This is a genomic window from Nostoc sp. LPT, assembly GCF_017115165.1.
Taxonomy (GTDB): Bacteria; Cyanobacteriota; Cyanobacteriia; order Cyanobacteriales; family Nostocaceae; genus Nostoc.
Genome location: NZ_JABXKF010000139.1, coordinates 147,438 through 161,959, shown reverse-complemented (window position 1 = coordinate 161,959; position 14,522 = coordinate 147,438). Strand labels below are relative to the sequence as shown.

Genomic DNA, 14,522 nt, shown 5'->3' with positions numbered 1-14,522 from the left:
AAAGTTCTAAATATCAGGGTGAATTACACGGATATTTGTTATATATTTATGACAGATTGGGTAAATCAACGGAGGATTCTGGTATATTTTTGAGATTTAAGAAAAGTTTTATATATAGTAAGTGCAGTCCAAATTTGCCCTAATATACAGCGATTTCAACCGCCTTGAGCTAAAGATATGTCAGTTAAGCAAGCTTAGGTATTATGTATTACTTTAAATCAAGCTATGACACGTAATGCAAAAGCCACAAAACTCTTTTAGCCAGCATTCAGAATCTGCTCGTTCCCAAATTCTGAATTCCTACCTTACAACAATTGAAGATAGTTTTCGAGAAAACCGTTCCCAACTCAAACTCATCAATTATGGTACAGGGTCAGGAAAGACTCACCAATTGTTTCAAGCAATTTATAAAACGATTCAACAGTATCCAAATACTCAGATAATTGGAATATATGTTGCCCCATTAAGAGAACATTTATGTGTTCCAAATTCAATCGTTACTCAATATCCAGATATTCCCGTCTATAAACTAAATTCATTAGAAATGAAAATGGCGGATAAATATATAAAATTATACAAAAAATGTATACATTCAATCCTTAAAAATAAACAGTTTTGGAAGATTGATCCAAAAGTATATCCTCATGAAAAGGTTCAGGAAAATCAACAAAAACTTAAGACAGTAGAAAAAGTCATAAGCCGTCTTGAGTATATCAAAACTGTGGGCTTTGGAGATGAGGAATTGAATAGCTCTGAGACTACAAAAGCAAGACGTGAAATAAATAATTTACTTGAAGACTTTTTAGAATTTACAATCAAATCTAAATTGGAGCGTTCAAGTTGGACTGATGAATGTTTAAAGTTAATTGAGATATTTTTTCCCCTTCATCTCCTGCAAGATAAATCTGGTATTTTAATGCTTACTTATGATAAATTTGAAACCTTTATTCCATACTTTGTCTATAAAGATAAAACATGGGTAAAAAAAAGCAACGAGCTTGACAAATACATTATTCAGCACACGAATAACTCCAGAAAGTTTATCCTTGCATTTGATGAGCAGGAAGATGGTTATCAAATTATGCTAGATAAAAAAATTGATATCATCTCACCTCAAATGTTGGCAATTAATAATGCACTATCATCTATTACTAGGGAACTTTCTATTCTTTTTTCTATTCAAAACAGAGAATTTCTAAATTTTGTAGAGAAGAATAAAGGAGCTTTCCACGAATTTCAAGAACATTTTGATAAAAACAAAGATATTGACCCAAAATTGCAAAAGTTTGCCCCCGTATATCAACGGCTAACCTTCGAGGAAGGAAACTCTATCAAATTTTTAGAAAAGGTAGTAACGATTAAAAAAGGGCTTGATAAATCAAGGGAAGAAATTATTGCAATTTTAAATGATTCCAAGCAAGAGAATCCCATTGTATTAAATTTTGAAATGTTATGCAGAGTTTTTTCAAAATTTGAGAACAATAGAAGTTTATTGATTCCTCAGCAGCTTTACAACAAAATCAGTGATGAATTGATGAGCATTTTCTCATATAACAACCTATACATCTACAATATTGAATCTCTGAAAAAATTGTTTTTAACCAGACCTGCCGGTGGTCATGTTCACATAACTGAGGAAAAAATTGCAGACAATACCTCTGTAGCAGAATTGATTTATGCCATTCTGACTGTTCGATTACAAATCAAAACCATCAAAGATTTTCTGGCTAATGTTTTAGATGCTGAAGATTCTCAATCTCGTTCTTTAGATATTTGGTCAAAACAGATAGCTAAAGTCCAAAAAGCAAGTGAAGAAAGCTCATTACCAAATCAACTGCTAAAATACTTAAACCGTACCTATGTCTATGAAAGTTATAAGTCTATCATAAATATTAAAGAAATTTCTCGTTATCAAAATCCCAAAAATAACTTGATTGATCACACGCTTAGGGAAGTTTCTATTGGGAGTACTGCAATATTGACCTCACCAGAATTCAAGATAAATTCAATGTTATGTAATAATAGTAATGTAATTTTTCTTATCTCAGCAACAGGAGGGGTCTTTGGAGATTTAAGTACAAGTTATGATATGCGTTATTTAGAAGATAATTTACGTAATGAATCTGGTAAAAGTTCATTTAAGGCAATGGTTGAAGAAGAAATATTGCTTTGTGAAGAGATCAGAAATCAGCGTGGTTCCAAGCGACAGATTACAGTAAGTTTTTTCAACGAAAATTTATCATCTTTTCCCAATAACAAAACTCAAGAAGTTGCAGAAAGATTTGAAAACAATATTTTAAAAGATTTTATTAATGATTGTAAAAATGATGGTACTTGGTTTAGTATTTACAAAATTCAAGAAATAAAAAATTTTATTCGTTTTTTATTTTACCTCTTTGAAGAAGATTTAATTAAAGAAACAATCGCTTTTACTCAAACCCTACGCTGGATTAAAAAGTTGATGAATTTTTGGGATAAACTTCATCATGGTAACTTTGGACTTGAGAAATCATCAGAACATCCAAACATATATTACGTCAACTTAAGGCATAAAAAATATCAGAGTAATATTCGTATTAAAATAATTTTTTATGAAGCATCCTTCAATAGTCTTTACTTTGATAAAACAACTAAAAAAACATATTTGAATGAGCTTGTTGAAGAAGAAGGGCAGAAAATTTTCTTTATCTCGGCTTATCAGTCAGCATCAAAAGGATTGAACCCTATCATAAAAAATCACAACGGCGATGAAAAAGATTTTGACTCTTTGGTTTTGTTAATGGACAGTTACTATACAGTCATGAAACCATCACTTAAGAAATCAAAAGAGTCTGAGAAATCTACGACACGTTATCATTTTGCATTGATGAAAAGTATTGTAAATTTGGGAGACTCTAATCTGGAAATCAAAGATTTCAACAAATATCTGAGTCAACCAGAAGCTGGAGCATTTCGAGACCAGCAACACCAAATTTTATTAGGAAAAGCAATTTTGCAAGCTATTGGCAGATCTGAGAGACGTGATTTTCCCAACCAAGCGATTAAAATTTTTGTAAATGAAGAAACCAGAAAAAATTTAGTGAATTTTTACAGATATCTGAAGCAAGAAGAACCTAATGAAATCCGTAAATTTTCCGTTAATAATTACAAAGTTTATTTAAGTGTTCAAGAAGAAGAGAAAAAAAGAGTAATTAATGATTATGATGAGCATGTTTATCATGAGGCTAATGCTTTTCTATATTTCCAAAACTTTAGAGAAAAAATGTTAGATGAAATTGATAATTTTCACCATCACCAAGATAACAATACCTTTGCTATCACAAAAAAGTGGAATGCTTTACGCGAGCCTGTTGTTTTTAAAGAGCCAGATAGATATCTAAAAAATTTAAGAGAGTTAAAGCTATTTCCTGATGAATTTCTTGACTCATTATTTTATCACAACGTTGAACAATCTGAATTTACCCCATATTTAGCTTCTGTAAAGGAAGATGGGAAAAAGTTTCAGATTATCAGTGATAGCATCAATGGAGAAAAAATCTATCCTTATCAGAAGCGGTTATATCCTGAATATCTCAAAACAAACGCTCAAAGCTATGACTTAGAAGGAAATGAAATTGGCTTGTTGAATCCTTCAACTGATTCAATTTACAGATTGTACAACGAGTTGATCCCACAACCGGAAATTTTTAATAATTACATTCCGCGTCCACATTTCTTTTATGATGTGTTGTATCCATCACTGACCGAAAATTTCACGGAACGCTGGATTAAAGATGTAGTTTTCAAAGATAAAGACTGGAAAGCTATAAAAGACACCTACGGTTTTGAGCAATTGTTAGATTTCAAAAAATATCCCAAGTTGTATGAGCGGTTTGATTTGTACTATATCAAGGACAATACGCTGTTTTGTATTGATGTTAAAGCATGGAGTATAGCTTCGGGAAATCGCCTTTCAAATCAGACGTTGGAAAAAACCCAAAAAAAGCTGAATGCTATTGTTTCAGACTATCCAGAATTTATTACTGTGAAAGGTTTACTTCTAAATTTGCACGCAAAACAAGAAAAAAATCATCAATACTCATCAACCTTATTTTCAGGCAATTTGATTTACTTTGATCGCTACAATATTCCAGTCGAATCTAATATACTCAAAAAATTTTTATTCCAAACAGGAAAATAAAATGAAAGATAAAATGACTAAAGCATTCTCAGATAAATCAAGAACCAACCAGTTAGAGATATTAATGAAGCCAGAAGAGGTTGCTGAAAAACTTTTCCTATATCTGTTTAAGAACAATATAGGGATTGAGCATTTTACTCCTGAATATCAAGTTCCTGAAGATGAGAATTCCCAAGATGAAGATTCACAGACTAATTATTATAAAAAACGGCATAAATTCATTAAAAGTCAAATACAAGAACGACTTTCTGTGAATGGAGTAAAATCTAAATATTCAGATATTCAATACTTTCTTTCCTACGTTGATGATAAAAAAAATGTGTTCTTTTTATCCCCAAATAATAGTCATTCTGGATGGAAACAGTTATTTAGTAAGAATCAAGAAAGAATTTTTAACTTAGTTTTTAAATTTTATCTTCTGTCTCAAGGTTTATCTGTAGAAACAATGAATGGATTTGAGGAATTACTATTACAGCATTCTAGGAGTCTTAGCAAATCAGAAAATGCTCTAATAGTCTGGGGACAGAATCTTTTAATCAAATACAACAACCATAATGTACTCACATTAACCTTATCTCGAAAAAGGCGACTATTGTTACCAAATGATGAGTATATAACTACAGATAGTGATGATTTGGGAGAGTTGTTAGTCTATAAAAATAAGAACTACTACTTTGAACGTGACCTTGATGCTCGTCGCCAAAATTCTATTCATTTTATGCAATTTCCTAAAGTTCAGGAAGATTTTGACAAGTTCAAAAAGACTCAGGTTTATCATTATCAAAATCTTATGACAAAACTTGAGAGCTTTTTAAGTGAGTGTGGTATTAATTTTAATCTCCTTCATTTTCAGGCTGACCATTACTTAGAAAACCATTTTATCAAAAATATAGAATCTGTAGAATTATTAGAGATTATTAACAATACGGGAATTGATCTGACTGAATCTGACAAACAATTTATGAAAAATTTTCTTAAACATCAAGGGATATTTTTACTCACATTTTATAATTCAGGAAAGACTGTTAGTACTTATGAACAAGTAGTGGAAAATGAGGACGAGCCTTGCTGGAAAATTACTGAAGTGGTTTCCTGGTCGAATATTAAACTTGATAAGGGAAAAAATTATTTAGTTTTTAATAAACAGTTGGAGAAAGAAGTGGGTTCAATGGCTTACCAGAAAGACGATGGTTTCTGGTATCCATCAACACAAATAGATAATAAAGTGAAAGTAGATTTCTATTCACAGTTAAAGAGAAAATTTAAATATTTGGATACAGGAGAGTTTTTTAGCACACAGGGGATAAACATAACAGAATTTAGGGCTGTTGGAGTAAAATATTCTGGGTCTGTTCTCAATTATATAGATAAGAAAATTGATGAAGATACTCTGCGCCAGGATACACAAGCTTTTACGAATGGGAAATTTTTGGACGTAGAGGATTCTATTTTATGCTATTTAAAAGGTCAAACAGATGGCGAACAATGGAAAAATTTCTGCGATAATTACAAGGTAAATATTGCACCTGAATTTCAGAAGGTCTTGATTGAATTGGGAATTAAGAATTGGATGAGGCAAAGTCTTGTAGATTCTAGCTTTGGCTTGCAAATTGCTCCTCAATCATTTACCGAAAAAAAGTTTTTTACTATATATGTACGTAGCCCACGAAAAAAGAAAGCTAAAGCAGTAGCAGTAGAATTCTTATATAAAGATAGTTGCATATATATTAAAAATATAATGCGCGATATGAAACAGATCGAAAAGGAATTTCCATTTTTAAGAAGACAGAAAAATAAGTCAGAAAAGTTAATTGACGATCAACAATATTTTGTAGATGAATCGGAGCAGTTATATATTAGTTGCTATACAAATGACTTTTATACACCAACTTTAATTGGACGCAATGGTATTATTGAAGACATGGAAAAGGGAACTTTAAAAATTAACCGAGAAATTCAAGATGAGAATAGTAGTAGATTATTCCCCTTGGTATCGTATTATAGTGGTGAAGTTAGACCCATTAAGCGAATACAAAATATGATATGTTTTGATTTGCAAAACAAAATATTTGTTCAGTATTATGTTCCGCCTGGTAAAAATATGGATAGTTCTCTTAATAAAGGGTTTAGAGTTTATCATTTGATTGGGAAGACATATTCCCAAACGCCAATTCATACATCTGAACTTATCGAGCATCCTATCACAGCTTTACATTTTAGTACATTAACTCAAAATGTTTTAAAGATCAGTGATAATAGTCAATCATCTTTGCTACAAAAAGTGGCAAAGGTATTAATTGAAAATTGAAAAACAGGTTTATATTAAACATCAACGCATCCCTGCGCCTGCTTATTTCGGAAACTGCACCGCAAACCCCGATCGCAATCTAACGACAAAAGCTTAGAAGCCGAGAAATCAGCAATCTCTGACATATTTAGGATTTATTGAAAGAGGTAGAACTAGCGATCGCTCACTTAATTAGTCATTTAGTCTATTTATACTACTTTAAACACACCTCTACTTACCAGTTTGTCAAAATTGAGATGCATTTGCCCTATCCCTGCACCTGAATCGTTACAAAAAAGTTACAGTTGGTAATTATTTTTTATTAACTACAGCAGTTTTCTATGGCAAAAGTTTTCGGAGAGTGACAAAAGCGGGGTATTTTAAATATTTCCACCACACAGATGCCACCTCTGCTACTCAAAGTGAATATTGTAGATATTGTAAAAGCTATCCATTCTTCGGTAAGCACCATCAATAAGTTGTTAGTCCTGTAGAAAATCAAGATAGCGAAAATGGAAGCTGGGGCGATCGCAGCTAAGATACTCAAAACCTGTTAAACTAAAATGTTTAGTATAAAAACGTAAATAGTAAATTTTTGACTTCCTAATGACTAATAATTTCTTGAGAAGTTACGATGAAATCACAATCGAACTTTAGTTGAGACATTTCCTTCCCAGGCAGATAAAAGCATCAAACAGCAATGCCTCTTCCGTCGAATTTCATCAATTTCTAGTAAATCTCACTTACCAAATCCCATGCCAAATCGTCATTATCCTCCCGCCTACTTACGCTATCTAAAAGCCAGGTTATGGAATCTAGGGCGGCCTGGTTTTTGGGGAACTGCGATTTTTTTATCTGTAGTTGGGCTAGCAACCTGGGAATACTGGTCAAACCCAGATATTTTCGTTTATAAGCAAAAAAAACCTGTCGTTTTAGAAAAATCTGCTGATTCCTCCCTGTCACAAGAAAACAAAGCTATTGCCGCAGATATTGATAACCTGCCAGTTTTATTTAATGACTTTGAGCAAGCAACTGTCTCATCAACCGCAAATGGGTCTGAGCAAAAGACTGAGGCAAAAAAGAGCAAAGGCTTATTAGATGATGTAATTAACAAACAAAAGTCTGCTAATAATACCAAATTAAATCCTGATTTAGGCGTTAACGGCGACACCTCCTCAACCGCGAAAAATCCCTTTGTCCAACAAACAGACAATTTATTGCGTACTGGAACAGTTAATAGTAGTAACCAGTTTCTAGGTTTTAAAACCTTAAATGCGGCGTCTGCACCAACAGGGGGAGACCAAACATCTTCTAGCCTGGATGTTGGATTCACTAATCAAACCAATAAGAATCAAAATTCTCTCTCTATCAACCCTCTGCAAGCAGCGCTTAATCAATCGACAAACCAGAAATTGTCTAGCTTCAATAGTACCACTGCAACTCAGACAAATGCTTTAGGGCAAGTCTCCGTTCCAGGAACAACCTTAATGCCACCCATCAATAGCTTAACCAGTCAGAATTCTATACCAAGCACTGGGTTAACTCCTGTGACAGGCAACACGTCAACGGGTACGAACTTACCACAAAATTCCTACAGGAATTTAAATAACGGTCAGGTATTGCCTAATAATGGGTTAACTACGGGTACGAACTTACCGCAAAATCCCTACAATAATTTAAATAACGGTCAAGTAGTGCCTAATGTAGTACCAAGTAATACTGTACCTTACTCTAGCCAAAGTCCGAGTCAAAGTGTTGTCACACCCACAAACCCTGTGGGATATGGGAATTATGGCTTGCAGCAACCGACCCAACTACCACAAACTAATTATGGGAATAATGGCTTGCAGCAACCGACCCAACTACCACAAACTAATTATGGGAATAATGGCTTGCAGCAACCGACCCAACCACCACAAACTAATTATGGGAATAATGTCTTGCAGCAACCAACACAATCTAATTCCTTATATCTTCTTCGTCAACTTCAAGACAAGTATAGAAATCCGGGTCAAAACTAGATTTTGAGTACGTTGGCTTGATAAAGTCTAGTTAAGGTGATTGTGGGCTATTTGGAATCATCGGAACTTCTGGTGTTTCGGGTTGTTGCTGTTGTCGTTGCAAATATTTACTCAATACATAAGCCATATCCCCACGGGTTACGGGTTTTAATGGAGAAATATTGCCTTGAGCATCTGTATTCAGAAATCCCTCAGTAGCGACTGTAGCGATCGCTTTTCTAGCCCAAGCTGGGATAGATTTTTCATCTGGATGTGAAGCTAGAATCTCATTCACAGCGGCATCAGGAAATTGAAATACACCATAAGCCTGGGCGAAAATAGCCAAAGCTTCTGCCCTTGTCACCTTTTGGTTAGGGAAGAATTCATTGCCTCGATAGCCTTTCATGATGTCAGTTTTTAAGACTGTCTGTATATCATTAAATGCCCAATAAGAACGAGGAACATCTGGAATAGTTAAATTTTCTTTGGTAACAGCTTCTCTTTTATCTAGGCGAAATGCTTTTACCATAATCGAGGCTAATTCTGCCCGACTCACTAACCTTTCGGGATAAAATTTGCCATCGGGAAAGTTTGTCATCCATTTGACAGCAGTTACCTGTTGAATGGAATCAGATGGGATTCCAGAAGTAGATTCTGGTACTTGAGCAATTGCTGGCAAGCTTTGTAGTAGTGCCATTAAAGATAGAGAAATTGAAAGCTGACGCATCATGATAAGCACTTTTAACTACTAACGTGAATTTAAAAAACTACGTTACTGAGGTTAACGCAAAATTTGGTGTTTCTAATAACCTGTAACTCAGCTAGTGACGAATTTAGGCTGGGCAATGTTGCTTTAGCTACGCAGGGTGTGGCTATAAATTTTAAAAATTAGGACTGTGTTCAGTATCCCAGCACTTCCCATGATTCCAGATTCTACCAGTGTGTTCACATTCTGATTTATCGTCAATCCAAGGAATTGAAGTAGGGTAATAGGAGCTAGATGTGGGAGTAAGTGAAGACAATGCAAAAGAAAATATAGTGTAGCTACAAGTCGATAGAATGATTAGAAATCCTATGAGGAACAAGATATTGGCAGGAGTCCAAAAAGGATATAAACCTTTTTCAGAGCGTAAACGCACTTGAGAGCGACGTTCTGAACCTGCTAGCAACACCAGATAAAACCTTAATCCGGGAATTGGTACTGAAACTCTTATGTCTATAGAATGACGTGTCCTAGCACGAGAGGACAAACCCTTTTTTATCGCTTCTAATTGCTCTACCGTGAAGGTATTTGCTATTTCCGGGTCAATCTCAGCGAAAAGTTGCTTAAAAGTAGGAACGGTGTACTGGGGGTGGTTCATTAAATTCGTATATTAATATACATTATTTCTACATCAGTCATCTCCTTTGTTCCGGACACTAGGATGTTTTATTTTTTGGAAGTCCCTAATCAAGGAAGTAGAAACTAGCAAAAACTTGTTTTTTACCTTTTATCTTTTGACGTTATCTGCCCACTACTATGGACTATAGTCAGTTTTTCAGGAGTTTTGGGAATGACAGCAGCAGATCCCGTAAAGTTGATGAAGCAAGAAGTTGGCAAAGCCGCCGCCGCCCTAGTCAAGTCGGGTTCCATTGTCGGGTTGGGTACGGGGTCAACTACAGCATATACGATTCAGTTTTTGGGCGATCGCCTCAAGTCTGGTGAACTCAAAGATATCATTGGTATACCTACCTCGTTTCAGTCAGAAGTGCTGGCGAAGCAGTACGGTGTTCCTCTGGCCACCTTAGATGCTATTGATCGCATCGATATTGCCATTGATGGCGCAGATGAAGTCGATCCGCAGAAGAATTTGATTAAAGGCGGTGGTGCAGCACATACCCGCGAAAAAGTCGTAGACTACCTAGCAGAACAGTTCATCGTCGTAGTAGACAGTGGTAAGTTAGTAGACCGCTTAGGTTCTAGTTTCGCTGTGCCCGTGGAAGTAATTCCAATGGCAATTACTCCTGTAACCAGTGCCATCAAAAAACTCGGTGGTCAACCAGAACTCCGCATGGGTGTAAAAAAAGCTGGGCCAGTAATCACTGACCAAGGGAACTTTGTCTTAGATGTCAGATTTGACTCTATTGAAGATCCAGCCGGACTAGAAAAGACATTGAATAACATTCCCGGCGTTCTGGAAAATGGCATCTTCGTTAACTGTGTCGATTTAGTTTTGATTGGTGAAGTCAAAGATGGTCAGCCATTAGTGCGGCAACTGTAAGAATTTTGGATTTTAGATTTTGGATTTTAGATTTCAGATACATCTAAAATCCAAAACTAAGCAAGATTCTAGTGAGTTGAAACAGAAATTTAACAAAATTCGCTAGTTGTAAAGAATTCATCCTGAATTCTGACGCTTTGGCGGAGCGTCTTTGGCTTTGCTCCTGACTCCTGAATTCTGTTTTAATAACAAAACTATTGCGTGACACGAAACTTTAGCCTACTTTTCTATAAAACCTAAAAAATAGCCTTAGCCCGTCTTCCGCTTTAAGCTTGCCGCACTCCCGCGCTATCATCTGAGAAAGATAAAACTGTTGCGATCGTGGGGAGGTCTTTCTCACTTCAGGAATTTCAACAACTAAATCATCCCGTAAAATAGACAGGCAAGAACCCTGCCTGATAAAAATATGGGAAAATTTTTGAGAAATCTCTTAAAACTCAGGACTCGGTACTTATCTGCTCACTCAGGACTCAGGACTCTTTATGTTAGCAGGCACAATTTTGCAGGATGGAAAATATACCTTAATTCAAGAAATAGGGCGGGGTGGCTTTGGCATTACCTTTAAAGCTACACATCACTACTTGGGTCAGAAGGTGGTGATGAAAACCATCAATGAACGGCTGCGACAACATCCTGATTTTGCCAAATTCGAGCGCCAATTCCAAGATGAAGCCAGACGATTAGCGACGTGTATTCACCCAAATATAGTCCGAGTTAGTGACTTTTTTGTGGAAGCCGGACTGCCTTATATGGTGATGGAATACATTCCTGGCGAAACCTTGGGAGACGCATTTGTATTACCAGGGATAACTTTGCCTGAAGCCACAGCAATTCATTACATCCGGCAAATTGGAGCAGCGTTGCAGGTAGTACATAACAACGGTTTGTTACACCGCGATGTCAAACCAGATAATATCATTCTTCGCCAAGGAACACAGGAAGTAGTACTGATTGATTTTGGTATTGCCAGAGAATTTAATGGCGGTGTCAGACAGACTCACACAGGTCTGGTTTCTGAGGGTTATTCTCCCATTGAGCAGTATATGACGCAAGCGGCGCGTACACCCGCCACGGATGTTTATGGTTTGGCAGCAACTTTGTATGCACTGTTGACAGCCCAAGTTCCTATGCCAGCATTATTGCGCGATCGCGAACAAATGCCTTCCCCCCGCGAACTGCAACCACACTTGAGTGCTGTTGTCAACCAGGCAGTAATGCGTGGGATGGCGGTAGAGTCTCGTTTTCGGCCAGCGACAGTTGCTGAATGGCTGCAATTGCTACCTGGAAATGAGGTGAATGGGACATCGCAAGTTTTACCCACTTACGCAGTGCCAACTGTCAATTTATCAGCCCAGCAAGCAGCAACTTTAATTGGGAAAACAGCCCAAAATTCTATTCATAGACCATCTGTGTTGGCGCAACCCAACCCAGGCATCGCCAAGGAAACCGTACTGGCTAAAAAGCTAGGATCGTCTAAGATATTTATTGGTATGGGTGTAGCCCTAGTTGCTGCTACAGCAGGTTTTGGGATCGCGAGTATATTACCCAAATCTCAGCAGCCGTCCGCAAAGCCAATTGTTGAAAAGCCAACTCAAGAATCAGGCGCGAAAGCACCTAATTTTGATACTACATCTTCACCTTCAGGTGAAAAGACTAACACTACCTCAAGAACGGAAACAGGATCTGGCTCTAATTCCAAGCAGCGTCGCCGCAATCGTCGTTCTTCCCAAGAAGAATCTACCAGCAGCCCTACAAGAGAATCGCAACGCGGTAATTCCGAACAATCCACACCTTCGCCTAGCGTTTCACCCACACCCTCCTTAGTGGAGAAACTACGGGCAATCCGCTCATCTCGAAATGCTTCCCCCGCACCATTGCCATTTCCACAAAATAACTTACCCGCTTCTAGTCAAAATCCTGCCTCCCCTCAACCCGTAAGTCCGTCAAAACCCGTACTTATACCACCAGCACCACCAACAGAATCCAAACAATCAGATCCTTCTGCTGTGGTAGTACCAACACTGGAAAAGCAAAATTCACCGACTAATAGTCAATCCCAGAATATTCAAAAGTTTGAGGAAAAGCCACAGGATGACAATAACTAGTCAATTTGAGATTTTCAATTTGGGATTTTGGTGAAGCAGCGCGGTGAGTCCAGCACAGCGCTGACTCCTATTAACTAATTACGAATTCCGAATTCCGAATTAGTAATTATTTTAGGAAGGATCGAGCCTAGTACCGCAAGGCGGAAGTCAAAAGTCAAAAGTCACGCATAATTGTATTTCGGGCTTTTACACCATTTGAAATGGTATGTTTATTTACGCCGTGCTGTACTAGTCTGTATAACAACTTCCCCCTTCTTATTAATCTTTACCGGATTCTTGGGAAAAGCTTGATTATTCAAATAACGCATAAGTCTCACAGTTTGAAAACTCCGATCAATATGAGGAATTCCCTGCCGATCCATCCGAACGGGAATAATTTTACTTGAAACCAAATCTCCTGCTGAGTTGAGTTTGACTTCTAAAATCATTGAGTCACCTGTTTGGGCATTTGTAGATAAAGTCCGATATCCCAAAAAGTTTCCTAAAGAATAGGCAATGATTTTTCCCTTATAAATTTCCATCGCTCTGGGAACGTGAGGTCCATGTCCTAGTACTAAGTCTGCTCCTGCATCAATCATGTTTCGAGCAAAGGCGATCGCATTACCTCGGTTTTCTCCATAAAAAAACTCTGTTTGATTCTTAACGTGTAGTGCCCCCGTTCCTTCCGCTCCAGCGTGCATCGATACTACTACAATATTGGCTTTATTTTTGGCTTCTGCCACGAGTGCTTTAGCTGCTCCTAAATTATGGATGGAATTATACATTTCATAAGGAGAAAACCCGACCATTGCCACGGGGATATTGTTAGCTTCCAAATAAAGAATTTGATTTTTATGACCTAATGTTGCAATACCCACAGTCTGAAGATTTTTCATTGTATCTTTGAACCCTATCGGGCCGAAGTCCATTGCATGGTTATTTGCCATATTGAACACATCAAAACCAGCTTCAGCAAAAAACCGAGCATATCCAGGTGGAGAGCGAAAGGCAAAGACTTGTCCTCGGCTAATATCTTTGGCAGTATAGGGATAATTAGTTAGGCTACTTTCAAAATTACCAAACAAGATATCAGCTCCTTGCAAGTGAGTTCTCACTGACTTTGGTAATAATTGATCTTGAAAGCGGGGTAATCTATAGTTAGGGAAATTAGTGCCGGGAATAATATCTCCAACGGCTTTGATGGTAATAGTATCTGGAAAGGTTTGTTGTTCTGTTATTAATGGCGTAAGTTCAGGAATAGCTAATGGAAATTGCCCAGGCTCAGTAGGTGTAGTAGCAGCGTTTAATCGCTGTGATTGCCCAAGCCGGATAATGACTCCTATACTAATACCCAGATATAAACAAATGCTAATAAGACTAAATGAGAATACTTGCTTCAAGCTGCGATCTACCATCGTTCACTCCTCACACGATGGCATTAGTTTATCCCAAAAATCTGTGTTAGTGATGTATATTTTAGTGCTTATTAGCAAATATTTGACTACGTAATTATTAAGCGATAATCCTATTTCACTTGCAAATAAACAGACAAGTTGCTCAAGATTATTGTTAAAGGTAGGCAAATTTCAGCCACATTGTAGTAAATTTTGGCGTTGCATATTTGCGGGATGATTTTGCTAGTTTTGTGGGATGGGCCGAAAAGCCCGTCCCTTGTATTTCAGGGCTCTCGTGTCGCCCACCCTACAAGAA

At 36.9% G+C, this 14,522-nt stretch carries 8 protein-coding genes; 5 read left to right on the top strand and 3 right to left on the bottom strand.

Features of this window, described 5'->3' with window-relative positions; genetic code table 11:
- Positions 1–235: 235 nt before the first annotated feature.
- The 3 genes from HWQ58_RS26495 to HWQ58_RS26485 all read left to right on the top strand — a co-directional run bounded on the left by HWQ58_RS26495 (position 236) and on the right by HWQ58_RS26485 (position 8,488).
- Complete coding sequence (locus tag HWQ58_RS26495) at positions 236–4,180, top strand: hypothetical protein (protein ID WP_292869456.1); 3,945 nt, start codon at positions 236–238, stop codon at positions 4,178–4,180.
- A gap of 1 nt (position 4,181) precedes the next feature.
- Positions 4,182–6,488 carry a hypothetical protein gene (locus HWQ58_RS26490; protein WP_292869453.1) on the top strand — a complete coding sequence of 769 codons (2,307 nt, stop codon included), beginning with the start codon at positions 4,182–4,184 and terminating at the stop codon, positions 6,486–6,488.
- A 734-nt stretch (positions 6,489–7,222) separates the two neighbouring features.
- Positions 7,223–8,488, top strand: a complete 1,266-nt coding sequence (locus HWQ58_RS26485; protein ID WP_292869450.1) for a hypothetical protein — start codon at positions 7,223–7,225, stop codon at positions 8,486–8,488.
- A gap of 31 nt (positions 8,489–8,519) precedes the next feature.
- Here HWQ58_RS26485 and HWQ58_RS26480 read toward each other — a convergent pair whose 3' ends face one another.
- Positions 8,520–9,194 (bottom strand): S-layer homology domain-containing protein, encoded by a 675-nt coding sequence (locus HWQ58_RS26480; protein WP_292869621.1) that lies wholly within the window; start codon positions 9,192–9,194, stop codon positions 8,520–8,522.
- 154 nt (positions 9,195–9,348) lie between these two features.
- Positions 9,349–9,828: a hypothetical protein gene (locus HWQ58_RS26475; protein ID WP_292869447.1), complete on the bottom strand. Its 480-nt coding sequence runs from the start codon at positions 9,826–9,828 to the stop codon at positions 9,349–9,351.
- A 192-nt stretch (positions 9,829–10,020) separates the two neighbouring features.
- Between HWQ58_RS26475 and rpiA the strand changes: the two genes are divergently transcribed.
- Positions 10,021–10,728, top strand: a complete 708-nt coding sequence (gene rpiA / locus HWQ58_RS26470) for a ribose-5-phosphate isomerase RpiA (RefSeq protein WP_292869444.1) — start codon at positions 10,021–10,023, stop codon at positions 10,726–10,728.
- 482 nt (positions 10,729–11,210) lie between these two features.
- Positions 11,211–12,833, top strand: a complete 1,623-nt coding sequence (locus HWQ58_RS26465) for a serine/threonine protein kinase (RefSeq protein ID WP_292869441.1) — start codon at positions 11,211–11,213, stop codon at positions 12,831–12,833.
- 209 nt (positions 12,834–13,042) lie between these two features.
- On the opposite strand, the gene HWQ58_RS26460 is transcribed toward HWQ58_RS26465, so the two are convergent.
- Positions 13,043–14,227: a CapA family protein gene (locus tag HWQ58_RS26460; protein ID WP_292869438.1), complete on the bottom strand. Its 1,185-nt coding sequence runs from the start codon at positions 14,225–14,227 to the stop codon at positions 13,043–13,045.
- Between the last annotated feature and the right edge of the window lie 295 nt (positions 14,228–14,522).

What these genes read in the sequence shown, in the direction of transcription:
- HWQ58_RS26495 (WP_292869456.1), top strand. Translation starts at nt 236, where the DNA reads ATGCAAAAGCCACAAAACTCTTTTAGCCAGCATTCAGAATCTGCTCGT.
- HWQ58_RS26490 (WP_292869453.1), top strand. Translation starts at nt 4,182, where the DNA reads ATGAAAGATAAAATGACTAAAGCATTCTCAGATAAATCAAGAACCAAC.
- HWQ58_RS26485 (WP_292869450.1), top strand. Translation starts at nt 7,223, where the DNA reads ATGCCAAATCGTCATTATCCTCCCGCCTACTTACGCTATCTAAAAGCC.
- HWQ58_RS26480 (WP_292869621.1), bottom strand. Translation starts at nt 9,194, where the DNA reads ATGCGTCAGCTTTCAATTTCTCTATCTTTAATGGCACTACTACAAAGC.
- HWQ58_RS26475 (WP_292869447.1), bottom strand. Translation starts at nt 9,828, where the DNA reads ATGAACCACCCCCAGTACACCGTTCCTACTTTTAAGCAACTTTTCGCT.
- rpiA (WP_292869444.1), top strand. Translation starts at nt 10,021, where the DNA reads ATGACAGCAGCAGATCCCGTAAAGTTGATGAAGCAAGAAGTTGGCAAA.
- HWQ58_RS26465 (WP_292869441.1), top strand. Translation starts at nt 11,211, where the DNA reads ATGTTAGCAGGCACAATTTTGCAGGATGGAAAATATACCTTAATTCAA.
- HWQ58_RS26460 (WP_292869438.1), bottom strand. Translation starts at nt 14,227, where the DNA reads ATGGTAGATCGCAGCTTGAAGCAAGTATTCTCATTTAGTCTTATTAGC.